Below are 22,903 nucleotides of genomic sequence, written 5' to 3' on the forward strand. Positions count from 1 at the left end.
CCCCCTTCCGCATCGACTCGCACAAACCGGACAGGGTAGGTCTTCCCTGACCACGAGCCATCCGACATGGTGAAACTCACGGGTTTTCCGTCGGGGCCGAGGTGTTCGTAGACCGTCAGCGCCACGTCTGGCGGGTCGTCCACCGGTGTGGGGGATTCGCCGCAAGCCACGAACACCGTCGCGGCGAGAGGCAGGAGCAGCACTGTCACCAGGGCGCGGACTGGGAGCTTCGGGGTTCCGGTCATCTTTCGGTCCTTTCGTAAGGGTGAATCCGTCACCGGGGAAGATGGGGACGTTTCGCCGGGAGCGCAAGGGTCGTCAGGGCGAAGAGGGGGGGGCCGGGTCGGGGTCGCCCCTCGGCGATCCCCGATCCCGTTCCTCTCGACCCCACTCTTTATTTCGGAGTCGGGATCGGGGCGGACCGGAATTGCATGGGAATCGGCTTCGCGGCGGGTTGCTTCCCCCAAGTAGTGCCCAACTGGGCGGACGGATCGGGCGATCGAGGTCGGGGCCGCCGCGGCCTCACCCTCGTCCTGCGAAGCGGTTCGGTCCATCGCCCGGGAACCGGCGGCGGTTGCGCGCGACTATGCGGTAGACCGAGTCTCGCAGCCGTCGCGGGACGAATTTCAGCCAGCCGAGGCGAGCGTGGCTGCCCGTGATCTCGGCGGCCCGGAGCAGAGCGACGCTCCGCTCATGTACTCCTTCGCGGTCGATGAGTATCACCGTGTCGTCGTCCACGTCATCGATGCCGGCCCGCTCGAGCGCCTGTGCCGCCTCATCGGACCCCATCGCCACGCAGCGAAGACTCCCGCCCTTCCGCCCACGTCGGAGTCCGCGCACGGCCTTGTCGCACAGGGCGCACTCGGCATCGTAGATGAGAACGGCCTCCTCGTTCACGCACCGACGCCTGTCATGCGCCCGACCCCGGCCAACCTCCTCACTCCTGTCGGCTCGGGCCTGAGGGCGAATCCGATGCACAACCGGGCCTCATCTCTTGAAACCGTCGCCGCAAATGCGCGACGCATGGCTTCGGCGATCTCGTCCGCGTCCATCGGTTCGCACATGGCGATCATCCCCGAACCCGCGCCCGAGGTTGTGACGGCCCAAGCCCCGGCCGCGTAACCGGCCCGAAGGGCGGCCTCGCCTCCTTCAATCAGCGGCAACCTGTGGGACGTATGCAACTCCTCGCCCTCCACCGCCGCGCGCAACAGCATCGGATCGCCGGTCTCCAATCCCCGTGTGAGAGCCACCGCCCGTGCGGCTGAACGCACTGCGGTCGCGTGCGACACCTCGTTCGGCAACGCCTTGCGAGCCTCCCTGGTAGAGAGCGGGCGGGCGGGCGCCGCGAACGCGAAGCCGATCTCGGGCGAGAGCTCGAGAACGGCGACACCGAAGGTCTCGGTTTCGCCTCTGCGCTCCGCAGCGCTCTCCCCCGTCTTCGGCACTACGGCCACAAGACCCCCGAGTAGAATCGGTGCGACGTTGTCGCCGTGCCCTTCGCGCTCCATCCCCAGCGCCAGGATCGCCCCCCGGTCGGTGTCGAAACCGCACGCGGCCAGCCCGAGGTCGAAGCCCGCGACGGTCGCCGCCGCCGAGGCGCCCAGACCTTTGCCGACGGGAATCTCGGAGCGCATGGTCAGCACGCCCGACGGCACTGCTCCGGCCCCGCGCACCGCGCGCAGAAACGCGGTCGCCGCCAGATCCTCCTCTGGAGGCACTGCCAAGTCGGCGAGCGTTCCCTCGCGCACGACCGCGAACTCGCTTGCTCCGGGCTTGAACGAGATCTCGAGGTGGAGGTCGAGCGCCAGGCCGATGCAGTCGAATCCGGCACCAAGGTTCGAGGTCGAACAGGGAACTCGGACGGTGGCGGAGGTCAACGGTCGCGGCGCCCCGACAGCAGGATCGACGTCGGTCCGGCCGCGCTCGTCCATCAGGCCAACACACCCGCCAACTCGCTCAGGTCGGGAGCGATCTCCACCCAGCGCTCATCTCGCTCCAACGCAGCAGCCAGCGACGGCGGGGGCACGGGATCCACACCCGTCACCGGCTCCACCACCTCGGGAAATTTCGCCGGGTGCGCGGTGGACAGGATCACCGTCGGGGCTCCGCAGGCCGGTATTCGTTCGTGCGCATGGACTCCGACCGCCGTATGCGGGTCGAGCAGGTAGCCCGACTCCTTCCAGGTTCGCTCCATGCAGTCCGCCGTCTGGGCGTCGCTCACGCTCACGGCGGTCACCAGAGCCCCCAGGTCGTCGTGATTCGGGAAGATGGCCTGGATTCTCTCCAGATTGCTCGGGGCCGCGACGTCCATGGCGCTCGACAGCGTAGCCTGGGAACGCAGCGTGTCGCCGGACCGCGGTGCGGCGCCCGTGAACGCGGTTTCCGTGCCCGACATGTACCTCGGAAAGGCGTCGTTGGCGTTGCAGGCGGCTACGAAACCCGCCGTCGGAACACCGGCGCGGTGCGCCAGCAAACCGGCGCACAAGTTGCCCAGGTTCCCGCTCGGGACCACGAAGCGGGGAGGACCGCGCTCCGCGCGCTCCAAAGCTCCGACCGCGTGAGCGTAGTAGAAGGTCTGCGGCAGGAGCCTGCCCACGTTGATCGAATTGGCCGAGGTCAGCCTGTGGGTGGCCCGCAGCTCCCGGTCTGCGAAAGCAGCCTTGGCGAGCGCCTGGCAGTCGTCGAAGGTGCCGCGCACGGCCACCGCCGTAACGTTGCCGCCGAGCGTGGTCATCTGTCGCCGCTGACGTTCGGTGACGGCGTCAAGCGGAAACAGCGGCACCGTCCGGCAGCCCTCGAGACCTGTGAACGCGGCGACCACGGCCCCGCCGGTATCGCCCGAGGTGGCGACCAGCACCGTCCTGGGTGACTCTGCCCCGGATGGCGTCGGCCGAGGCGCGGCGGTCGGATGCGGCGTCGGAGCCGACGGGCCGGGACCGGTGTCGTCCGTCACTCGAGCCATGAGCGCCGCCATGAACCTCGCTCCTACGTCCTTGAAGGCACACGAGGGTCCGTGGAAGAGCTCGAGGATGTAGGCGCCGGGGGCGATCTCGACCAGAGGCGCCGGGAAATCGATGGCCGCCCGCGCCGCCGCCCGCGCCTCTGCTCGCATCCCCGGAAGCAGCGCACCGGCGATCGTCTGCGCGCTCTCCTGGAAGCTGTCGCCGACCCGAGATCGGCTCTCGCCGGAGCTCGGCGAGCCCGCGTTTCCGTACGGCCAATCGACCTTCGGAAGCGGCCGGGGCAGAAAGAGACCGCCGTCCTGCGCCAGGCCGGTGAAGAGCGCTTGAGCGAGGCTTACCGGACCTGCGCCCCGCGTGCTGAAGAACGCGGTATTCGGGCTCAGGCCGGGGCGGGCCACAGCCAGCCGAAGACGCCGGCCGTCACCAAGGAGTAGACGAGCCCGTCGAACATGGACTTGAAGGTGGTCGACCATTTTTGGGCCCACCAGATCGAACGTGGCAGCTCGCCGAAGGCGTAACAGGCGAAGGCCGTCGCTCCCACAAGCCGGAAGACGGTCAGGTACTCCGCGTCGGCCGCGAGCGTGCGGCTCGCCAGGTAGGCGCAGAAGACTCCTACCAGCACGCAAAAGCCGAACCACTTCGCGAGGCCGGGTCCCATGTTGAGGAGCGCGTCCGGTCTGAACACCGTCATCCGAAGCGTCGGTCCGCTCTCCACCTTCTCCCGGTACTCCGGACTTCTGAAATCCCCGTCCTTGGGTTTCGGCACGACATACTCACCGGGTTCGATCCCGAGAGGGTGCACAGCGGCACGGAAGGCGTCCTCGTCGGGAACGGCTACCTGGTCGGTCGCGTGATGCTTCAGGACGGCATGGAAGACCCAACTGACAAGAAACACCAAGGTCGCCGAGAGAAGTACGGGCAGCCAGAGCGCGATGATGGTTGTTTCCATGTCCTTTGCGGGTCGGAGTGAATGGGCGTGGCGCGAAGGCCCGCGAGCGTCGAGCTCCTCCTTACGTTAAGACAAAATTGACCAGCCGGCCAGGAACATGGATTACGCGCCGCTCCTCTCCGCCTTCCAGGAAGCGGGCCACGTTCCCGTCCGCGCGGGCCGCGCCAATCACTTCGTCCCTCTCGGCATCGGCCGCGACCTCGACCGCTCCGCGCAGCTTGCCGTTGACCTGGACGGCGATCGTCACGGTAGGCTCCGCGAGCTTCGCCGGATCCCATGTCGGCCAGTTGCCGCCGTCGAAGATGCTGCCGTCGCGACCCAGCCGTTCCCAGAGCTCCTCCGCGATGTGGGGAGCGAACGGCGCCGCCATCGCCACCAGGGGCTCCACCTCTGAACGGACCGCGCGTCGACCGCCGGCTCGAACAACGTTTAGGCACTCCATGAGCGCCGCGATGGCCGTGTTGTAGCCGAGCTCCGGAATCTGCTCAGTGACCTGCCGGATGGTCTGGTGCAGCTTGCGCTCCACGCCCGGATCGGGCTCACCGTCCTGGGCCGCGAGCACGGTCTCCCACAGTCTGTGCAGGAAGCCGTAAGGTCCGGTTATGCCCTCGGCGCGGTAGTCACCGCCTTCCTCGAAGGGGCCGATGAACATGAGGAAGAGCCTGAAGGCGTCGGCGCCGAACTCCGAGATGATCGGGTCCGGAACGATGACGTTGCCGCGCGACTTCGACATCTTCGCACCCTCGGCGATGATGAGCCCGTGCGCGCGGAAGCGATCGAAGGGTTCCTCGAACTCCAGATACCCGAGATCCTTGAGCGCCATGGTCAGGAAGCGGGCGTAGAGAAGGTGGAGGACCGCGTGCTCATGGCCACCGATGTAGGCGTCGACCGGCAGCCACTTTCGGGTCATGTCCTCGTCGAAGGGAACGAGGGTGAAGTCGGCGGAGGGGTAGCGCAGGAAGTACCAGGCGGAGTCGAGGAAGGTGTCCGAGACGTCGGTTTCGCGGCGCGCGTCCCGTCCGCACTCGGGGCAGGACGCGCGATACCAGGTGTCGACCCGGGCGAGCGGGCCCGTTCCGGATTCGTCCGGTCTGAAGTCGAAGACGTGCGGCAGCAGGACCGGAAGATCGATGTCCGGGACGGGTACCGCCCCGCATTCGTCGCAATGGATGATCGGAATGGGCGGTCCCCAGTATCTCTGCCTGGAGATGCACCAGTCGTGGAGGCGGAAGTTGACCTGGGCCTCGCCCCAGCCCTCTTCCTCCGCCCAGACGGTCACCGCTCGGACGGAATCGGCCGTGGACACGCCGTCGAAGCCTCCTGAGTTCACCAGAACGCCCTCTCCCGCGAAGGGCTCCTGGACCGGGGTATCGCCGTCATCGTCCCCGCCCGCGACCACGCGCACCACCGGCAGTCCGTGCTCGGTCGCGAACTCGAAGTCGCGCCGGTCGTGGCCGGGCACGGCCATGATCGCGCCGGTGCCGTAACCCATGAGCACGTAGTCGGCGATCCACACCGGTATTCGCCTGCCGGTAGCCGGGTTCCGGCAGTACCCCCCGGTGAAGACCCCGGTCTTGGCGTTCCCGGCCCGCTCGCGCGACCGCGGATCGTGGCGGAGAGCCTCGGTCCGGTAGCTGCGGACTTCATCCCGGCGGTCGGGAGCCGTGACCGCGTCGACCGACGGATGTTCGGGCGAGAGCACCATGAAGGTGGCGCCGAAGACCGTGTCCGGCCTGGTCGTGTAGACCGCGATCTCCGTCTCGGTCGCCGGGGCCGCTCTCGCGGACTCCGCCGCAGCTCCCATCCGCTCCGCCTTGGTCCGGTCGGTTCCCCGTTTTCCCGACAGTATCGGGAAGCGCAGCTCAGCGCCTTCGCTCCGGCCGATCCAGTTGCGTTGCGCCTTGAGCGTCTTCTCCGACCAGTCGATCACCTCGGTGTTCGCCAACAGCCGATCGGCGTAGTCGGTGATCCGGAAGAACCACTGCTCGATGCTCCGCTGTTCGACGGGAGTGTCGCAGCGCTCGCAGGCGTCGGCAACCACCTGCTCGTTGGCAAGCACGGTGAGACACGAGGGGCACCAGTTCACCGGGGCCTCCTTTCGCTCCGCGAGCCCGGCCTCGAAGAGGCGCAGGAAGATCCACTGGGTCCAACGGTAGTACTCGGGATCGGTCGTGTCGACGGTGTGGCGCCAGTCGAACATCCCCCCCATGCGCCGAAGCTGACGCTTGAAGTTGCGCACGTTGGCCGGAATGAGATCCATCGGATGCGTGCCCATCTTCAGGGCGAAGTTCTCGGAGTGAATGCCGAAAGCGTCGAATCCAATGGGCTCGAAGACCGTTCGCCCCCGCAGTCGCCAGTAACGTCCGTGCACGTCGGCGCCGGCGAAAGCGTAGATGTTGCCCACATGGAGCCCCTCCGCCGAAGGGTAGGGAAACATCATGAGGTTGTAGTAGGGATCCTCGGCCCGCCCCAGCTCCTCCGTCGTGAACAGGTTGGTGCCTCGTTCCTCCCATAGTCTTTGCCACTTGAGCTCGACCGCATGAGGGTCGTATGAAGCGCGCTCCGGTTCGCTCGAGACGCGATCCTGCTCGCTGGAAACGGCAGCTCGCTCGCGCGAGGCCCGTTCTGGTTCGGACTGGGACGTGGCTAGGGGCATGGTGGACGGCCGGACTGGCGATCTCGGAGGCGCCGGAGGCAGAGGGGTGCGTCTGCCAGTGACGGCTGCAACCGTGCGGGTGCGTTCCCGTGAGGAAAGGAAAGCTAACAGCCCACGCCTGCCCGATGCCCGCGCTTGTGAACCCGGTAGGCTCCGGGCGGGTAGGGGAGCCCCATGTCAGCACCCAAACGCAAGATCACGGGGGCGAGTCTCAGGCACGCCTTCACGGAGATCATTTGGCCGCGCCGCAAGCTGGTGGTCGTCGGTCTGGTTCTCATCTTCGTGAACCGTCTCTGCGGCCTCGTGCTGCCGGCATCCACGAAGTACATCATCGACGACTTCGTCCAGCCTCTCTTGGGCTCCGGACTCGCCTTTTCCAGCGACGAACTTTCCAGCCTCTGGGTCCTCCTCGGCGCTCTGGTCGCTGCGGTGGTAGTTCAGGCGGCATCGTCGTACTCGCTCACGCTCCTGTTGAGCGTCGAAGCCCAGCGGCTCATTGCGGACCTGCGGTCGCAGGTGCAGCGGCACGTGCTCCGGCTGCCGGTGCGGGTCTTCGACAACACCAAGTCCGGAGAGCTCGTCTCGCGCATCATGGACGACGTCGAGGGCGTGCGCAATCTCGTGGGCACGGGGCTGGTCCAGCTCGTGGGCGGCGGGCTCACGGCGATCGTGTGCCTGGGCTTCCTGCTGGACATCTCGTGGCAGATGACTCTCTGGGCCCTTCTGCCGCTGGGCGGCTTCGCCCTGGTCTCCACCAAGGCCTTCCAGAAGATGCGCCCGGCGTTCCGGGAGCGCGGCAAGATCAGGGCCGAGGTTTCGGGGCGCCTCACCGAGGCGCTCGGAGGCATCCGTGTGATCAAGGGCTTCCACGCGATCAGCCGGGAAGAGGCGGTCTTCGCCGAAGGGGTGATGCGGATCTTCGCCAACGTGCGCACGACCCTCACCGCGCAGAGCATGGTGATGAGTCTGGGTTCGATGTTCACCGGGCTCGGGGGAGTGCTGGTGCTGGGTTTCGGCGGCTGGCTCATCGTGCAGGGCGATCTCACCGTCGGCTCTCTCTTCGCGTTCTCGCTCTTCCTCGGTTTCCTGATCGCTCCGGTGATGCAGATGGCGAACATCGGCACGCAGATGACCGAGGCCTTCGCGGGACTGGATCGCACGACCGAGCTGCTCGGCTGGCCCCTGGAGGACGACGATCCCAAGAGGGTGGTCGAGATGCCGGAGATCGTCGGGCACGTCCGCTTCGAGAACGTGCTCTTCTGCTACGAGACGGACAAGCCCGTGTTGCGAGGCATCGACATAGACGCGCCCCCCGGAGCGGTGGTCGCCCTGGTCGGGAGTTCGGGCTCGGGCAAGTCGACCACGATGTCACTGGCCGCCTCCTTCCTGACGCCCGACGACGGACGCATCCTGGTGGACGGCGTGGACCTGCGCACGGTGAAGCTCGACAGCTACAGGTCTCAGCTCGGTCTCGTCCTGCAGGACGATTTCCTCTTCGACGGATCGATCCGCGACAACCTTCTCTTCGCGCGTCCCGACGCTGAACCCGCCGACGTGCGGGCGGCTGCCGAGAGGTCTTTCGTGACCGAATTCAGCGACCGCTTTCCCGACGGCCTCGACACCATCATCGGCGAGCGAGGCGTCAAGCTCTCAGGGGGTCAGCGCCAGCGCGTCACCATCGCTCGGGCGATCCTGGCGGATCCGCGGCTGCTCCTGCTCGACGAGGCGACCTCGTCCCTCGATACCGAGAGCGAGGCTCTCATCCAGCTCAGCCTGAAGGAGCTGCTCAAAGACCGAACGACCTTCGTGATCGCCCACCGGCTCTCGACCATCCAGCGAGCCGATCAGATACTGGTCGTCGAGGGCGGGCGGATCGTCGAGCGGGGAATGCACGACGAACTGATGGAGCGGCGGGGTCGGTACTTCGAGCTCTACACCTTACAGGCGCGCATCTGACGGTCCGCAGGTAGGACCTCTCGGGTCGGACCGGCTTCCGAGATCGGACCGACTCCCCGGGGTCGGACCGAGTTCCGGGATCAGACCGAGTCCGGCGTTCCCCGGTCGTCCGGCGCTTGCGGCTCGTCCAGCGCCCGGGCTCTCTTTCTGATCCATATTCCCACCCCGGCCACGAGCCCCAGCGGCAGCAGGGTCAGCAGCCCGGTGGTCGCCAGGAACGCCATCCGGTTCTCCTCGTTGGCGTCGAAGCATACGGGGCAGGCGAAAGCCGTCTCGGGAAGGACCGCGAACACGAAGGCGGCGGCCGCAAGCGCGAGACCCGTCGTTGAGCGTCTCAGAAGTATACCCTCCAGTAGATGATCGGCCAGACCAGCACCACAAAATACCAGAAGACCGCTATCGAGGCTAGCTGGTTCCGGCTCAGCTTCTCCTTGTGCGTGCGGTACCATCCCCAGGACAGGGCCAGAATCGCTGCCACGGCATGGAGACCGTGCACGCCCACGATCAGGTAGAAGAGCGCTCCGTAGGTGCTGGAGGTCATGGTCAGCCCCTCCGCGATCAGCGCGGTCCACTCCCTTCCCTGCATGACCACGAAGAGCGCGCCCAGCACTGCGGCTCCCGCGACCAGCATGGAGACCATCCGGTCGCGTCCGCGGCTTTTCCACTCCAGTTGCGCCATGAGGAGCGCGATCCCGCTGGCGAGGAGCGCCGACGTGTTCAGCGCCGTCTCCTGCCAGGGGAGCGGCGGCTGCCCGTACGGCGGCCACATAGCGCCGGCCGCCGCGCCGGTGCGCACGATGGTGTGGGCGGTGATGAGACCGGCGAAGAGCATGATCTCGGTGAAGACGAAAACCACCATGCCCAGCACACCGTCGGGAAGCACCTTTCGCCGCGCCGGTAGGGATGATGCGTTCATACCGCCGTTCGCTTCACTACCCGTCGGGTCGGAAGCCCATCACGTACTCGGTCAGGGCCTGGATCTGCTCGTCGTCGTAGTTGAGGCCCCAGGCCACCATGAGACTGGATCCGCCCACCGAAGCCGCACCGTACTTGATGACGTTGAAGATGCGTTCTTCGTCGCGCTCGGCCCAGAAGGCCGGATCGGTGAAGTCGGCCGGCGGCGGGTCGAGAGCGGCTCCGCCGGCTCCGGTGCCGTCACCGGCCTGCCCGTGGCAGGTCGCGCAAGCGATGTCGTAGGTCGCGCGGGCGTCGAAGGCCACAACGGTCTCGACGGCTTCGTTCTCGGAGTGGTCGTCGTCGCCGCGGCCGACCGGGCCTTCTCTTTCGACCGCGCTCTTCGCGGCCAGGTTCACCCAGTTGTTACCCTCGTGGTTCATGATGTCCGGCGCCACACCGGCCACGAAGAGGGTCATGAGAAGAAGCGAGGTGGCGAGGATCATTCGCATCAGCCGCTTCTCGAAGCGCAGGTGCATGAAGTTCGCCACCACGAGACTCGCCTTGTAGACGGCGATGCCGAACGCCGTGACCAAGGTGACCAGCAGGACCTCCAGGAAGGGTCCGGCCACGCTGACCACGAGGGCGGCCAGCAGGATGAAGTAGATGCGGCGATAGTTGACGTGGTGATCGCTGGCCATGAGTCGTTCCCTACTTCGCGATGTAGAGGAGAGGGAAGAGGAAAATCCAGACCACGTCCACGAAGTGCCAGTAAATGCCGATCGTCTCGACGCGGTGCAGCTCCCTCCCCCTGAAGGCGTCCCAGGCGATAAAGAGCATTATGATCGCTCCTGCGAGCACGTGAAGAGCGTGGATCCCCGCAGCCGTGTAGTAGAAGCCCCAGAAATTGCTCGACTGGATGGTGTAGCCGTGGGTGATCTCGGACGTCCACTCGAAGGCCTTGACGATCATGAAGGTCGCGGCCCCGCCGACGGTCAGCAGCAGAAAGCCCGCCGCCTTCTTGCCGTCGCCTCGCTCTGCGGCCTGGTGCGCCAGCACCGCGGTGAAGCTGGAGGTGAGAAGGACGAAGGTGTTGAAGGCTCCGATCCAGGTCTGGGTGTGCGCGGCGTCGAGGCCGAACCAGGGGTGGCCGATACGGAACATGAGGTAGGAGCCCAGCACGCCCCCGAAGATCACGACCTCGGACGCGAGCACCCACCAGACGGCCAGGCGCGCGGTAGGGATGCCGGTGGCGCTGCGCTGGGTGGCGATAGGTTTGGCGGCTGACATCTCTTGGCGGTTTAAGGCTTGTCCTGGGGCCAGAAGTCCTCGTCGTGCTCCGGGTTCGAATACTCGTAAGGACCGCGGTACACGTTGGGGAGTTCCGACACCAGCCAGTTGCCGTGCGGAGGCGGAGAGGGCGTCGTCCACTCGAGCGTGCTCGCCCTCCAGGGGTTCTTACCCGCCTTCGGGCCGCTCCGCCAGCTCTTGATGCAGTTGTAGAAGAAGACGAATTGGAAGGCGAGCATGACCAGGAGCGAGTAGGTGGCGAGCTCCCTCAGGTCATACATGAAAGGCGTGTTGAGATCGGGGTGGTACTCGAAGTTGCTTATGCGGCGGTGCTGGCCGAACGATCCCAGGAAGAAAAGCGGGATGAAGATGAAGTTGAAAGGGATCACCGTGCCCCAGAAATGGATCTTGCCCAGTCGATCGTCCATCATTTTCCCGAACATCTTCGGGAACCAGTAGGTGAACGCGGCGAAGGTCCCGATAATGGCTATCGGGAAGAAGGTGTAATGGAAGTGCGCCAGGACGAAATAGGTGTCGTGGAAGTAAATGTCCGCGCCGCTGGCGCCCAGGAAGATGCCGGTCACCCCGCCGATCAGGAATTCGGCCATGAAGGCGAGCGCCCAGAGCATGGGGGTCGTGAAACGGATCGAGCCGCCCCACAAGGTGGCGATTATGACGAAGAGAAGTTCGGCGATCGGTATCGAGATCAGCAGCGTGGTGATCGTGAAGACGTTCGCCATGCGCGGATCGATGCCGGCGACGAACTGGTGGTGGGCCCAGACGAAGAAGCTGAGCACGCCGGTCGCCACCGTCGTGTAGAGCATGAGCTTGTATCCGAAGACCTTCTTGCGCGCGAAGACGGCGACGATCTCGATCACGAATCCGATCGCGGGCAGGAGCACCACGTAGACCTCGGGGTGGCCGAAGAACCAGAAGAGGTGCTGCCAGAGAATCGGATCGCCTCCCGCCGCAGGATCGAAGAAGCCGGTGCCGATGGTCTGGTCGAAGAGAAGCATGATCGCGCCGGCGATGAGCGGCCCGACCGAGAGCATGAAGAGGATGCTGGCGATGACGATCATCCAGCAGACCAGCGGGATGTCGTAGGCCTTCATGCCCGGGGCCCGCGAGTTCATCAGCGTGGTGATGAAATTGATCCCGCCCAGGAGAAACGCGACGAATTCGAGCGCCACCGCTATGAGCCACAAGGTGGATCCGAGATCGGTCTGGTTCAGATCCCCGTCGGCCGAGAGCGGCGGATAGGCGGTCCACGCCCCTCCGAATCCTCCGCCCTCGACGAAGAGCGAGAGCAGGAGGACGATCACGCTCACCAGGAAGATCTGGTACGAGAGCCGGTTGATCCGCGGGAAGACCATGTCGTCCGCGCCGATCATCAGCGGGATGAGGAAGTTCCCGAAGGCGGCGATGAGGACGGGCATCGCCACCCAGAAGATCATGATCGAACCGTGGTTGGTGACCAGGGAGTTGTACTCGTGCGCCGACACCTGCCCGAACCCGGGGACGCTGATCCCGGGGAAGGCGAGCTGCATGCGGAACACGTAAGCCATGAACCCGCCGATGACCGCCATCGCCATCCCCGTGAAGAGGTACTGCATGGCGATGACCTTGTGGTCGGTCGACCAGAGGTATTTGAGGATGCCCTGAGGCCCGTGATCGTGGCTCTCGTGCAAGGCGTTGTCTGCCATCGGTATGGGTGTGGAGGCTACGGTATGGTCCCGGTCGAATTCGCGGCGAGCCACTCGGAGTGCCGGTTCGCGTCCTCGATGTGGATGCGCCCCCGCATGACTCCGTGACCGATGCCGCAGATCTCGGCGCACTGGATGTCGTGCTCGCCCGTGTTCGTCGCTTCGAACCATCCGGTGATCGACCGACCGGGAATGGCATCCTGCTTAAGGCGAAACACGGGAACGGAGAAGGAGTGCAGGGCGTCGCGAGATTCGAGGTGAAAGTGATAGATCTTGTCCACCTCGATGTGGAGTTCGTCGACGGTGAAGATGTCGTCCTCGGTGTCGAGCTCGTTGTCGAGTCCGGGGTGTTGGAAGGTCCAGGCCCACTGCTGCCCGATCACGCGGATCTCGGAGTCGGCTTCGGGAAGAACCATCTTGACGTTGCGCCATGCGATCACCGAAAAGACGATGATGACCACGTCGAAGAAGAGGATGACGAAGTGGGGATAGGTCACCCAGCGTTTCACCGTCTTGTCGGTGCCGTCCTTGCCCTGGAGGTACCGGGCGGGCGTTCCATTGCTCGCCCTGAACTTCCAGATGAGCCAGAAAAAGAGGACCTCGGCAGCGATGAAGCCTATCCCCGCGAGGATGAGAACGATGAGGATGACGTTGTCGATCTGTCCGGCGTACGTGGACGCCTGCTCCAGATACCAGTTAGGCATGTGTCAGCCCCATCTCGTGAGAGCGATGATGGCGGCCGACGCCGCCGCGAAGCCGATCACCCCGAGCACGGTGTAGCGAAAGGTCTTGAATGCGTCGCTCAGAGCCGGGTTTTCCTCGTCGGACGGAGGGGGCGGCGGTGGCTTCGGGTTGACCGTGTTCATTTCGAGCTATCTGAGGGTCTGGATATACGCGACCACGTCCCTGATCGCCTGGTCGCTGAGAGCTATGGACTGCGCCCGCATCTGAGCGCCCCAAACGTCGTCGGGATCCGCACCGCGGGCTCCGTCCCGGTAGTCCCTCAGCTCGCCGGCGAGGTACCAGTCGTCGATGTTCACGAGCGGTGGCGCGTGCAGGATTTCGTCTCCCGCTCCGTCTTCACCGTGGCAGGTGGCACACACCGTAGCGTAGCGCTCGGCGCCCGCTCCGGCGTCGCCCCCGAGGGTGGACGGCGGTTGAACGGGCGGAAGCGAAGCCACGTACTCGGCTACCGACACGATGTCGCCGTCCTTGTTGAGGGTCTCGGCCATCGGGCGCATGCGCAGCCCCGCCAGATCGGCGTGGTGCATCCCGCGCCAGCGTCGCTGGAAGGCGTTGAGCTGTTCTTCAAGGTACCACTGGGGCAGACCCGCTATCGCCGGCGCCTCGATGTCCGGGTTGCCGACACCGGCTTCGCCGTGGCAGGGAGAGCAGGCCTCGAAGAGCTCCTCGCCTTTGGCTATGCCCGGCTCCGGATGGAGCTCGCACGCCTGGGCGGCGAGGAGGAGGACGAGGAGGAAGAGGCGCTTGTGGATCATCAGGTGGAGATGGCTAGGTCGATGGCCTCATCGACGAGCATGATCGGAATTCGGTTCCGGACAGGGTAGAGACGCGATCCGTCCTCCCGCACAAGACCCTCCGAAATCGGTTCCGTTACCGACTCTCCACCGCCATTGACCACGCGACCCGCCTCGATGCCGGCGTTCAGGCGATCGAGCAAGGACGCCTCCGCCGGTCGGAGAGCTTGATGTGTCTCAGGGCAGACCAGGATCTCCAGAAGTTCGGGATCGACCATTCGGAGGCTTGAAAGGGGCACGGGGGTGCCGGAAGGGTAGGGAAATCTATACCTTTTATCAACCACTTGGGAGACCGCCATGCATCGAACCGAAAATCGCTCCGCTTTCGTTTCCACCGGGAAACCTAAGAACCATCTTTCATCCTGGGCGGTCCTGCTCGCTCTCGCGACGGTAGCCTGCGGCTCCGACGCCCAGTCGGGTCAGGCCGACGGAGACGGGGCCTACCGTCCGCAGTCCGCCGTGCCCGACACGGTGAGGCCGAGCGGGGACGCCCCCGAAGCCAATCGTGCCTGGGTCGTCTTCAGCCACGACGACGGAACCGCCGACACGGTTGTCGCCGAGATCGCCGCCAGCCCTGAAGAGCGGCAGCAGGGGCTGATGCACCGTGAGAGCCTCGCCCAAGGCGCCGGCATGCTCTTCGTCTTCGAGGACAGCCAGGAGAGGTCGTTCTGGATGGCCAACACCTACGTCCCGCTCGACATCGCGTACATGGACGAGGAGCTGACCATCGTCAGCATCCTCGCCATGACGCCGCTCGACACCAATCTCTATCCGAGCGGCGCACCGGCGATGTACGCTCTCGAGGTGAACCAGGGCTGGTTCGCCGCCCAGGGGATCGAGGTCGGCGACCGGGCCGAGGTGATCCGCGGAACGAGACCCGGGTCCTGACAACCCCGAGTCGGGCGGAGGCTCAACCCCGCGCCGCCGGCTTGAGAACTTCCTTCAGCGCCTCGAGATCCGAACGGTCGTTGTAGACGTGGACGGAGACCCGCAACGCCGAGCCTCGCAGCGAGACGTGGATACGTCTCCGCGCGAGCTCGGCCTGGAGCTCGACCAGATCCACCTTGGCCGGCATCCGGAGTCCGAAGAGGTGGGAAGAGCGCCACGCTCGTCCCTCCGCTTCGTACCCGTCCCCGGCCAGATCGGCGAAAAGACCGTCGGTCAGATCGGCGCAGTACGCCTCGATCCGGCTCGCGCCCCAACCCAACATGAGATCGAGCGAAGCCTCCGCGATGGGCAGCAGGAAGAAATTGGAGCGCTCCGCCACGTCATAACGGACCGCTCCGGGCCGGTACTCGGCTCGGTAGTTGACCAGACGCCGGAAGTCGTCGCTGCCGGCGCGACCGATCCAGGTCTCCTCGATGGGTGTGCCGTCGTCGAAGCGCGGCCCCATCCAGGTGAAGGCGACCGAGTACGGTCCTAGCAGCCACTTGTAGCTGCACGAAACCACCAGGTCGGGCTGCACCTCGGCGACGCTGAAGGGCGCCATCCCCAGCGACTGAGTGGCGTCCACCACCAGGGCCGCGCCGAAACGCCGACACCGGCCGCCCACGGCTTCCAGGTCGAACTGCGTGCCGTCGGTCCAATGGACGGTGGGCACCGTCACCACTGCCGTCTCGGGCGTGACGGCCTCCAGGAGCCGCTCGTTCCAAAGAGCTCCGCGCACCCCTCCCTCGCCGGGGGCCACCACCCGCAGCTCGGCGCCGGACTCGGCGGCGAGCCTGTGCCAGGCGTAGACGTTGCCCGGGAATTGCTCTTCCAGCAGGACGATGTTCTGTCCCCTCGAGACGGGGAGGTTCTTCGCCGCGCAGGCCGCGGCGTAGGACACGCCCGGCTGGATCGCCACCCGCTCCGGCTCGTCCGAGCCCACCAGCGACGCGAACCGCTTCCGCAGCGCGTCGCTGGTGGACCAGAAGTCGCCCGGCGGGACGATGGCCGTCGGGAGACGCTTGCGCGCAAGCGCCTCCCGACCCGCCTGCTCCGCCTCCCGGGGCAGAGGCCCCATGTAGGCGCAGTTCAGGAAGTGCGTGTCGGAAGGGAGAGCGAAGCGGTCGCGCTGGCCGGCCAGCGGGCCTGTTTCGCTCTCCCTCGCAGTGGTCCGCGTCGGCTCCACCGCTTCCGAGCCGGAGGCTCGGGTTTCGCTTTCGGTCGTCCGCGTCATGCCGAAAAGCTAACAGCCCGTCATAGAGCCCGCGCCGCTCGGTTCGGCAATCACGGTCGCTCGAAGCCGTTCCTACTCGGGGCCGATCACGCAGGCGAGCAGCCTGGCCCGGAAGGCCAACTCGCACCGAAGACGGCTCCCGAAACCCGTCGCGCGGGATTTACAGTGCTCAAACCAGGCGTCGGCCAACACGAAGCACGCTTCGCGGTCCGAAGCCACGACGATGCAGGGAGGCTCCCATTCCGTGTCCTGAACGACCGCCGAAGTGGAAAGCGGGGCGGTCACCGTCGACGGCGGCGACGGGGCGGCGGCCGAGACGACGGCCGGGAAGAGCGCCGCTTCCGGCGCGGCGACTCCGTGACCGGGGGTGAAGGCCGCGGCGATCGCGAGGACCAGGGCGGCGGCGGCGATGCGGATGGTGTTTATGGCGCTTATGATGCTCGTCATGATTTTCTCCTAGTCCGTTGCGGTGTCATGGCTCTCGTCAGAGAGCTCGAGGTGACGGCCGGAATCGGATTCGTCACGAATTTGTCCTTCGGCGTCCGACAGTATCTCCTTGACCCCAGTGCTTACGCATGCGGCGAGGTCGACCGCTAGAAAAACCGCGCATCCGGCGCGACCCAGCCACGTGTGGCCTTTCGCCTTCAGACATGCATTCGCGACCTCCTCGGCGTCGGCGGCGCAGTCCATCAGCCGGGTGGAGGTGGTGCACGGGTGGTCGCCTCCGTATGTGGATTCCTCGCACTCCACCACCTCCGTTCCGTCCTGTGCGGCTGCGGCCGATACCGGGCTGCCGGCGAGGGGAGTCGGAGCTGTCGCCACGAGGGCCGTCAGCGCACAGCCGACGACCGTGGGGGCTCCGCCGATCTCGAGTCCGACCGACTCGATGGCGGCGGTTGGACGGGGCCCGAATGCGAAGGCCACCGCCAGTGCGAACATGGAACAGCGCTTGATCTTGCTCATTTATTCCTCCTGTTTGTGTATTCCCCCGAACCCTGGTGGTTCGGCAGATGGAGGAAACTACATGGCGGACCGGGCCATTTCCATGTCGTTTTGGGACATCGTCAGGCGACCGTCAGCGCCGGACTCGTTTCAACGTTCCGGAAGCAGGGCCTCGTAGACGATCGGGGCCAGCGCTCGATCCAGAGGAGTCCCGCCGTAGGGCTGGAGTTGCGTCCATGCGAAGACGAAGAGATCCGCCTCCGGATCGACCCAGAAGTACGTGTTCGCCACCCCGGCCCAGCGGAAGGCGCCGACTCGGTTCTCCATGTCCACCGCGAAACCGAGGCCGAAGCCGTGGCCCGGCCACGCCGCACCCATCGGCAGCAGCTCGTCAGGGAGGTGATTGCGACCCATCACGGCCACGGCCTCTTCCGAAAGGAGCCTCACGCCGTCGAGCTCGCCGCCATTCAGGAGCATTTGGCAGAAGCGCGCGTAGTCGGCCGCGGTGGAGAGCAATCCGCCACCCCCGGAAAACCAGTCGGGCGGGGTGACCGAGCGGGACCCGGGGCCGGGCGTGTCGATCGCCATGAGCTTCCCGCGCGCGGCGGCGTAGTAGGCGGTTAGGCGGTCCGCGTCCTCGACCGGCACGTGAAAGCCGGTGTCGTCCATCCCGAGCGGGCCGAAGATCCGCTCTCCGAAGAAGGCGTCCAGGGCCTTGCCGGAGGCGACTTCCACCACGCGCCCGAGCACGTCGGTGGAGACGCCGTAGTTCCAGCGGTCGCCCGGATCGTCGATGAGCGGCAGCCCGGCGATGCGTCTGGCCACGCCGGCCAGATCCTCACCGGAGTCACCGCCGAGCACCGTGAGGTTGGCCCGGTAGATGGAATCCACGGGGGTGTCGCCGAAAATCCCGTAGGTGAGACCGGAGGTGTGCACGAGCAGGTCGAGCACGGTCATGGGACGCGTCGGGGCGCGCAGTTCGCCCTCGTCCCAGACGGTGGTTTCGTCGAACTCCGGTACGTAGCGGGAGACCTCGTCCTCGAGCGCGAGCTTCCCGTCCTCCACCAGGATCATCGCCGCCAGGCTCGTGACCGGCTTCGTCATCGAGAAGATGCGGAAGATGTCGGAGGCTTCGAGCGAGTCCTCGCCGACCACTCTCCAGCCGTGGGTTTCGAGATGAGCCACCCTGCCTCCACGCGCGACCAGGGTGAGTATGCCGCCGGTCCTCTCCGAATCCACCAGTTCGCGCATCGCCGGGCCGATCCGAGCCAGGACTTCGGACGACAGACCGACCTCCTCGGGCGATGCCGCCATCGGCGGACCGGTCCATGGCCAGGCCTCCTGAACCGCTGCGCCCGTACCGTCCGCGTCCTCCGCGACAGCGGAGTTTCCTTCGGCCCGAGCGGCTTCGTCGAGCGCGAACGCCCAAATCGTAGGTGGATCGCTTCCCCCGACTCCCCCGCCCACTACCACGTACTGCGAGCCGTCGACCATGTACGAGACCGGCGAACCCGGCGCACGTCCGATGCCGCCGGACCACAGCTCCTCGCCGGTGGCGGCGTTCAGGGCGACCAGATCCGACCCGGAAGCCCAGAAGACGAGGCCGCCCGCGGTGGAGAGCGTCCCGCCGTGTCCGCCCCGAGCCGGGGCCCGCCACACCTCGGCGTTGGCAACGGGATCCCGCGCCTGCAGATAGTTGGCCGCGCCGCTCAACGACGGCGGTTCCGGCAAGTTGTCGCGTCCGCGATCAGTACCCGTGTTCCACCGGCCCTGGCGGAATTCGAAGCTCTCCGCCATGCGGTAATGGTAGATCGTGTTGCGGGCGGGTATGAATACGAGCCCTGCGGACGGATTCCATGACATCGGCGGCCAATTGTGCGCTCCGGTCGGCCCCGGGGAGAGATAGACGGGCTTCCCGGTCATTCCGTAGCGGGCTTCGGGGGTCTCGACCGGACGGCCGCTTTCAGGGTCGACATGGGTGGCCCAGGTGAGATCGTCGGTGAAGGATTCCGCCGAGATCAATTCCCCGGTGAGCCGGTCGAGCACATAGAAGAAGCCGTTCTTGGGCGCCTGTACGATGACGGGTCGCTTCTGACCTTCCATCTCGAGGTCGAGCAGCATGAGCGGCTGAGTGGCCGTGTAGTCCCAGTCGTCGCCCGGCGTGGTCTGGTAGTACCAGACGATGCGTCCGTCGGCAGGGTCGAGCGCGAGGATCGAGGAGAGATAGAGGTTGTCGCCCCCACCGGGGCTCCGGTGGTCGCGGTTCCAGGGCGAGCCGTTTCCGGTGCCGACGTAGAGGAGGTTCGCGACCGGATCGAACGCCATACCGTCCCAGACGGTGCCGCCTCCGCCGGCGATCCACCACTCGCCGTTCCAGGTGGCGGCGGCCCTCTCCATGGCCTCGTCTTCGTGGCCGAGCGCAGGGTCGCCCGGCACCGTGTAGGTACGCCAGAGCAGCTCCCCGTCTCTCTGACCGTAGGCGCTTACGTAGCCACGCACGCCGTACTCCGCGCCCGCGTTGCCGATCACCACAGCTTCGTTCACTACCCGGGGCGCACCGGTGACCGAGTAGTCCGAGCCAGGAGGCGTGGTCTGCCTCGTCCACAACACCGAACCCTCATGTCGATCGAGAGCGACGAGCCGTCCGTCGAGCAGCCCCACGAAGAGGCGGTCACCGCTCACGGCCACCCCGCGATTCACATCGCCGCAGCAGGTTCTGGCGCCGCCCTCGTCTTCGGTTGCAAGCGCCGGATCCCAGGTCCACACCGGCTCCCCGGTCGTCGCGTCGAGCGCGAACACGTAGGACATCGCTCCGGTGCCGTAGAGCACCCCATCGACCATCAGCGGCGTGGTTTCTATCCGAGCGCCGGTCTTGGGTATCTCCCAGCTCCAGGCCAGCTCGAGCGCACCCGCGTTCTCCGGGACGATCTGCCCGATCTCGGCGTGACGAGTTTCGTGCGGGTCGCCCCCATGGTAGCGCCACTCCACCGTCTGCTGGGGAGAAGAGGCTGTGAGGGAGCCTGCCGAAGCCGGACCGAGCGCCGCACTCGCAGTCAGAATCGCGATTAGTGGGATGCGGACGAACGGCAGCGCCGACCTGGTGACGGTCTCGGCGTTCCTACTTACGATGGCGGATGCGAAAGACGCGAAGGAGGGCGGTTCGACGTTCATGGCGTGGTCGGACGGTTGCGGTTGACGACGGTAGGGTGATCTTAAGGTATGAACCGTTCACGGAACAGCCGACCGCTTGCGCGGGCGTGGGGTGCGCTCCTCTCTCCCGCCCTGGTTGCCTGCATCGCGAACTGTGCCGGGCCCGCCGAACCCCGCACTTCGGTGCCGGACCTCCCCGGGGTGGCTCGGACCGCGTTTCGGGAAGGTGCGCCCGCTGCCGACATGCGGCGGTCGGTCTCGACTTCCCCCTGCTTCCGAAGCTCGGCTTCCACCGAATCGACGATGCAGCCCGAAGCGCTTCTCAAGTTCGCAGGTCGCGTGGACATGGGGCCGTGTGGAAAACCGTCCGCTTCTGCCGTGATCGTGGCCGATGGTTACGGCCACCTGCGGTCCGATGACGTGGGCGTGATTTCTCCGGAAGCGCTAGGGCCGGACCGTAGCCCGGACACCTGCGCGATGGGAGGTCCACCTCGGCCAACCCCTCATTGGATTCGTGCGCTCGAGACGACGGGCGAACCGTGAGCCCGACCCGGCCGACGCCGAAAGGCGCCGGCTCTTCGACTTCGCGGCGCGAGCTGCCCGGGAGACCGCCGCCCGCGCTGAAAGTTTTCGGAAAGGACGGTTCGACCTCTGACTTGCATGTTCGGGAAAGTCACATATATATATCTTGTTCGGTGACGCACTCACCCCGAACGGACCGAAAAAGATGACCCGAACCCCGAAGCACCCCATCCGGGCCCTCCTGACGGCGCTACTCCTGCCGCTCGCCGCGACGGTGTTCGTCGCCTGCGGCGAATCCCCGGCCGTGGACGACCCGGAGGGCGTGACCGTGTTCACCGTAACGATCGACAACGAGACCGGCGTGATCGATTACGACGAAGATGCTTTCGACGGGTACGCCGGAGGACCCGTAATCATTCGCGGTGTAGATCAAGAAGGAAACACGTTCAGCGAGGATCGCGGAGATGATTTCGGCTCCGCCTTTCAAAGCTTGATGTCCAGCACGGCCGCAGCGTTCAACGAAGAACCCGCAACCGAAGACACCATACGGAGAGCGCCATGACGGAATTTATCAATGCCATGATGGAATTTAGCGATAAGGCCTACGATGTCATGTGGTCCGTTGTTATGATCTGCCTAGGCATCATGGCTACGAGAGCTTTGGCTCGATGGTCTGATACCGAACAACTCATCAAAGAACTCGCCGAGACGTACTTGAGGCACAGAGCGCGGATGCGTGAGAAGTATTCGCGAACTGCGAAGAGTCTGGTGGTGTGGGTGGTGGCTGCGAGCGCCGTCGGCGTCTCCTCGGTGTCGGCTGCGAACACGTTTCCGACATCTTCACCGGAGACGGCCGCCGGTCCAACTCGACCGCCCTCTTTTCCCCTTGAAGCCCGAAAAACCGATCTTTCTTCCTTTCCGTCGTGTCCCAGAAATAGCCATGCATAATCTCTGGATCTTGTGAAGGATGGAATCTGCGGTGGCGGTCCCACAGGAAGGGCCGGGCGCCGGGGTTGTAGCGGTCGGTGAAGTGGAGGATCTTCTCCTTGAGCTGCGTGACGGAGAAGAAGGAGCCTCGGCGGATGGCTTTCCGGGTGATGATGTTGAACCAGATCTCGACTTGGTTTGAGCCACGAGGAGTAGGTGGGGGTGTACCGGTTCCGGTTTTCTGGACAAGTGGACGGCTTAAACATCAGGCCGCCTTTCGGCTGAGCTTCTCGCGAGCCCGGGCCGGGGTCATGTACCCGTGGCGCTGGAGAAGCCAGCTGTTGTTGTAACCTCTCTGACCTCCTCGATGGTTTCGAAGTGGTGCAGATAGATGCACTCCTCCTTGAGCGTCCGGATGAAGCGCTCCGCGACGCCGTTGCACTCCGGCTCGCCTACGTAGGCGGGCGTAGAGCGGATGCCGAGCCATTTGATCTCGGCCTGGAACTGCCTGGCGCGGTGCTGTGAGCCCCAGTCGTGCCGCAGACCGAGCCCCAGGGCGATCGCCCTCTCGAAGCCGCCCATGTGGGCTCGCACCCCTTGGCGGACCGCTCCAGCGCCGCCCAGCGGTCGCCTTTCTTCGCAACGTGCCAGCCGACGACGTCCGAGACGCAGTGGTCGACGGCCGCGAAGAACCAGCACCAACCCTCCGCCTTCGTCCAGAACCGTGACGCGTCCGTGCACCAGAGCTCGTCCGGCCGCTCGGTGCGGATCCGGCCACTGTGGCTCCGGTCTCCGTGGGGATGCCCCCGCCGCACCGACGCCAGCAACCCGTGCTCCCGCATCAAGCGGAGCACCCGGTTCTTGCCGACCCGGATGCCCTTGGCCGCAAACCGCGCCTTCACCTTCCGGTGGCCCTCGCCGAGGAACGGACTCGCCTTCAGCACCGTCCGGATCTCCTGCAGAAGCTCCTCGTCGCTCAGTGCCGTCTTCGGGCCCCGCTTCCCGGGCAACTGGCAATCGGACGTCACTGGCCCTCCTTGTTGCGCTCGCAACGCGTACACGCTCGATCGTGCGACCCGCCAGGTCTCGCACACCATCGGCACCGGGTACGGACGCCTCGTCGCCGGACTCACCCGTCCAAGCGCCTCAAGAGCTTCCGCAGCTCGTCCCCGAACCCCCTTTTTTCCAGGAGTTCCGCCTGCAGCTCGACCCGCATCGTCATCTCTCCCAGCTTCGCCCGGGTCCGCATCAG

General features: G+C 65.9%; 23 protein-coding genes. 3 read left to right on the forward strand and 20 right to left on the reverse strand.

Annotated features, from left to right (window positions below):
* The 6 genes from J4G12_09550 to leuS all read right to left on the reverse strand — a co-directional run.
* A partial coding sequence (locus tag J4G12_09550; protein ID MCE2456037.1) for a hypothetical protein occupies positions 1-245 on the reverse strand: 245 nt, incomplete at its 3' end.
* A 277-nt stretch (positions 246-522) separates the two neighbouring features.
* Positions 523-897 carry a DUF393 domain-containing protein gene (locus J4G12_09555; protein ID MCE2456038.1) on the reverse strand — a complete coding sequence of 125 codons (375 nt, stop codon included), beginning with the start codon at positions 895-897 and terminating at the stop codon, positions 523-525.
* Positions 894-1,931 (reverse strand): homoserine kinase, encoded by a 1,038-nt coding sequence (locus J4G12_09560; protein ID MCE2456039.1) that lies wholly within the window; start codon positions 1,929-1,931, stop codon positions 894-896. The genes J4G12_09555 and J4G12_09560 overlap by 4 nt, the downstream gene beginning before the upstream one ends.
* Positions 1,931-3,361 carry a threonine synthase gene (thrC, locus tag J4G12_09565; protein ID MCE2456040.1) on the reverse strand — a complete coding sequence of 477 codons (1,431 nt, stop codon included), beginning with the start codon at positions 3,359-3,361 and terminating at the stop codon, positions 1,931-1,933. The genes J4G12_09560 and thrC overlap by 1 nt, the downstream gene beginning before the upstream one ends.
* Complete coding sequence (locus J4G12_09570) at positions 3,343-3,912, reverse strand: hypothetical protein (protein MCE2456041.1); 570 nt, start codon at positions 3,910-3,912, stop codon at positions 3,343-3,345. Before J4G12_09570 ends, thrC begins: the two co-directional genes overlap by 19 nt.
* Before the next feature lie 61 nt (positions 3,913-3,973).
* Positions 3,974-6,568 (reverse strand): leucine--tRNA ligase, encoded by a 2,595-nt coding sequence (gene leuS / locus J4G12_09575; protein ID MCE2456042.1) that lies wholly within the window; start codon positions 6,566-6,568, stop codon positions 3,974-3,976.
* A gap of 174 nt (positions 6,569-6,742) precedes the next feature.
* On the opposite strand from leuS, the gene J4G12_09580 reads away from it, so the two are divergent.
* Positions 6,743-8,524 (forward strand): ABC transporter ATP-binding protein, encoded by a 1,782-nt coding sequence (locus J4G12_09580; GenBank protein MCE2456043.1) that lies wholly within the window; start codon positions 6,743-6,745, stop codon positions 8,522-8,524.
* Between the two features lie 80 nt (positions 8,525-8,604).
* Here J4G12_09580 and J4G12_09585 read toward each other — a convergent pair whose 3' ends face one another.
* The 9 genes from J4G12_09585 to J4G12_09625 are packed head-to-tail and all read right to left on the reverse strand — an operon-like array spanning position 8,605 to position 14,167.
* The gene (locus J4G12_09585; GenBank protein ID MCE2456044.1) at positions 8,605-8,817 is read right to left on the reverse strand and encodes a hypothetical protein; all 213 of its coding nucleotides are present in this window, start codon (positions 8,815-8,817) and stop codon (positions 8,605-8,607) included.
* Positions 8,818-8,858: 41 nt separating this feature from the next.
* Positions 8,859-9,440, reverse strand: a complete 582-nt coding sequence (locus J4G12_09590; GenBank protein MCE2456045.1) for a heme-copper oxidase subunit III — start codon at positions 9,438-9,440, stop codon at positions 8,859-8,861.
* Between the two features lie 16 nt (positions 9,441-9,456).
* Positions 9,457-10,119 carry a c-type cytochrome gene (locus J4G12_09595; protein ID MCE2456046.1) on the reverse strand — a complete coding sequence of 221 codons (663 nt, stop codon included), beginning with the start codon at positions 10,117-10,119 and terminating at the stop codon, positions 9,457-9,459.
* Between the two features lie 10 nt (positions 10,120-10,129).
* Positions 10,130-10,708, reverse strand: a complete 579-nt coding sequence (locus tag J4G12_09600) for a cytochrome c oxidase subunit 3 (GenBank protein MCE2456047.1) — start codon at positions 10,706-10,708, stop codon at positions 10,130-10,132.
* Between the two features lie 11 nt (positions 10,709-10,719).
* Positions 10,720-12,411 carry a cbb3-type cytochrome c oxidase subunit I gene (locus tag J4G12_09605; GenBank protein MCE2456048.1) on the reverse strand — a complete coding sequence of 564 codons (1,692 nt, stop codon included), beginning with the start codon at positions 12,409-12,411 and terminating at the stop codon, positions 10,720-10,722.
* Positions 12,412-12,428: 17 nt separating this feature from the next.
* A complete protein-coding gene (locus J4G12_09610) occupies positions 12,429-13,115 on the reverse strand; it encodes a cytochrome C oxidase subunit II (GenBank protein MCE2456049.1) in 687 nt (228 codons plus the stop codon).
* Positions 13,116-13,118: 3 nt separating this feature from the next.
* A complete protein-coding gene (locus tag J4G12_09615) occupies positions 13,119-13,277 on the reverse strand; it encodes a hypothetical protein (protein MCE2456050.1) in 159 nt (52 codons plus the stop codon).
* Positions 13,278-13,283: 6 nt separating this feature from the next.
* Positions 13,284-13,910, reverse strand: a complete 627-nt coding sequence (locus tag J4G12_09620) for a c-type cytochrome (protein MCE2456051.1) — start codon at positions 13,908-13,910, stop codon at positions 13,284-13,286.
* Positions 13,910-14,167 carry a hypothetical protein gene (locus J4G12_09625; protein ID MCE2456052.1) on the reverse strand — a complete coding sequence of 86 codons (258 nt, stop codon included), beginning with the start codon at positions 14,165-14,167 and terminating at the stop codon, positions 13,910-13,912. Before J4G12_09625 ends, J4G12_09620 begins: the two co-directional genes overlap by 1 nt.
* Positions 14,168-14,246: 79 nt before the next feature.
* Between J4G12_09625 and J4G12_09630 the strand changes: the two genes are divergently transcribed.
* Complete coding sequence (locus J4G12_09630; GenBank protein MCE2456053.1) at positions 14,247-14,837, forward strand: DUF192 domain-containing protein; 591 nt, start codon at positions 14,247-14,249, stop codon at positions 14,835-14,837.
* Between the two features lie 22 nt (positions 14,838-14,859).
* Here J4G12_09630 and J4G12_09635 read toward each other — a convergent pair whose 3' ends face one another.
* The 4 genes from J4G12_09635 to J4G12_09650 all read right to left on the reverse strand — a co-directional run bounded on the left by J4G12_09635 (position 14,860) and on the right by J4G12_09650 (position 20,223).
* Positions 14,860-16,110, reverse strand: coding sequence for an aminotransferase class V-fold PLP-dependent enzyme (locus J4G12_09635; protein MCE2456054.1), 1,251 nt, complete (start codon positions 16,108-16,110; stop codon positions 14,860-14,862).
* Between the two features lie 72 nt (positions 16,111-16,182).
* Positions 16,183-16,557 carry a hypothetical protein gene (locus J4G12_09640; protein MCE2456055.1) on the reverse strand — a complete coding sequence of 125 codons (375 nt, stop codon included), beginning with the start codon at positions 16,555-16,557 and terminating at the stop codon, positions 16,183-16,185.
* A 9-nt stretch (positions 16,558-16,566) separates the two neighbouring features.
* Complete coding sequence (locus J4G12_09645) at positions 16,567-17,073, reverse strand: hypothetical protein (protein ID MCE2456056.1); 507 nt, start codon at positions 17,071-17,073, stop codon at positions 16,567-16,569.
* A 129-nt stretch (positions 17,074-17,202) separates the two neighbouring features.
* Positions 17,203-20,223, reverse strand: a complete 3,021-nt coding sequence (locus J4G12_09650) for a PQQ-dependent dehydrogenase, methanol/ethanol family (protein ID MCE2456057.1) — start codon at positions 20,221-20,223, stop codon at positions 17,203-17,205.
* A gap of 706 nt (positions 20,224-20,929) precedes the next feature.
* Here J4G12_09650 and J4G12_09655 point away from each other — a divergent pair.
* On the forward strand, positions 20,930-21,286 hold the full coding sequence (locus J4G12_09655; protein MCE2456058.1) for a hypothetical protein: 357 nt from the start codon (positions 20,930-20,932) through the stop codon (positions 21,284-21,286).
* Positions 21,287-22,103: 817 nt separating this feature from the next.
* On the opposite strand, the gene J4G12_09660 is transcribed toward J4G12_09655, so the two are convergent.
* On the reverse strand, positions 22,104-22,679 hold the full coding sequence (locus tag J4G12_09660) for an IS3 family transposase (protein MCE2456059.1): 576 nt from the start codon (positions 22,677-22,679) through the stop codon (positions 22,104-22,106).
* Positions 22,680-22,903 lie beyond the last annotated feature (224 nt).

Source organism: Gemmatimonadota bacterium, from assembly GCA_021295815.1.
In the GTDB taxonomy this organism is placed as follows: Bacteria; Gemmatimonadota; Gemmatimonadetes; order Longimicrobiales; family Gaopeijiaceae; genus JAGWBQ01.

Excerpts from the sequence above, each read along its gene's own strand:
- J4G12_09570 (MCE2456041.1), bottom strand. The coding sequence starts at position 3,912 with ATGGAAACAACCATCATCGCGCTCTGGCTGCCCGTACTTCTCTCGGCG.
- J4G12_09595 (MCE2456046.1), bottom strand. The coding sequence starts at position 10,119 with ATGGCCAGCGATCACCACGTCAACTATCGCCGCATCTACTTCATCCTG.
- J4G12_09620 (MCE2456051.1), bottom strand. The coding sequence starts at position 13,910 with ATGATCCACAAGCGCCTCTTCCTCCTCGTCCTCCTCCTCGCCGCCCAG.
- J4G12_09560 (MCE2456039.1), bottom strand. The coding sequence starts at position 1,931 with ATGGACGAGCGCGGCCGGACCGACGTCGATCCTGCTGTCGGGGCGCCG.
- J4G12_09625 (MCE2456052.1), bottom strand. The coding sequence starts at position 14,167 with ATGGTCGATCCCGAACTTCTGGAGATCCTGGTCTGCCCTGAGACACAT.
- J4G12_09650 (MCE2456057.1), bottom strand. The coding sequence starts at position 20,223 with ATGAACGTCGAACCGCCCTCCTTCGCGTCTTTCGCATCCGCCATCGTA.
- J4G12_09635 (MCE2456054.1), bottom strand. The coding sequence starts at position 16,110 with ATGACGCGGACGACCGAAAGCGAAACCCGAGCCTCCGGCTCGGAAGCG.
- J4G12_09655 (MCE2456058.1), top strand. The coding sequence starts at position 20,930 with ATGACCCGAACCCCGAAGCACCCCATCCGGGCCCTCCTGACGGCGCTA.
- J4G12_09645 (MCE2456056.1), bottom strand. The coding sequence starts at position 17,073 with ATGAGCAAGATCAAGCGCTGTTCCATGTTCGCACTGGCGGTGGCCTTC.
- J4G12_09615 (MCE2456050.1), bottom strand. The coding sequence starts at position 13,277 with ATGAACACGGTCAACCCGAAGCCACCGCCGCCCCCTCCGTCCGACGAG.
- J4G12_09630 (MCE2456053.1), top strand. The coding sequence starts at position 14,247 with ATGCATCGAACCGAAAATCGCTCCGCTTTCGTTTCCACCGGGAAACCT.
- J4G12_09605 (MCE2456048.1), bottom strand. The coding sequence starts at position 12,411 with ATGGCAGACAACGCCTTGCACGAGAGCCACGATCACGGGCCTCAGGGC.
- J4G12_09610 (MCE2456049.1), bottom strand. The coding sequence starts at position 13,115 with ATGCCTAACTGGTATCTGGAGCAGGCGTCCACGTACGCCGGACAGATC.
- J4G12_09580 (MCE2456043.1), top strand. The coding sequence starts at position 6,743 with ATGTCAGCACCCAAACGCAAGATCACGGGGGCGAGTCTCAGGCACGCC.
- J4G12_09640 (MCE2456055.1), bottom strand. The coding sequence starts at position 16,557 with ATGACGAGCATCATAAGCGCCATAAACACCATCCGCATCGCCGCCGCC.
- J4G12_09600 (MCE2456047.1), bottom strand. The coding sequence starts at position 10,708 with ATGTCAGCCGCCAAACCTATCGCCACCCAGCGCAGCGCCACCGGCATC.
- J4G12_09590 (MCE2456045.1), bottom strand. The coding sequence starts at position 9,440 with ATGAACGCATCATCCCTACCGGCGCGGCGAAAGGTGCTTCCCGACGGT.
- leuS (MCE2456042.1), bottom strand. The coding sequence starts at position 6,568 with ATGCCCCTAGCCACGTCCCAGTCCGAACCAGAACGGGCCTCGCGCGAG.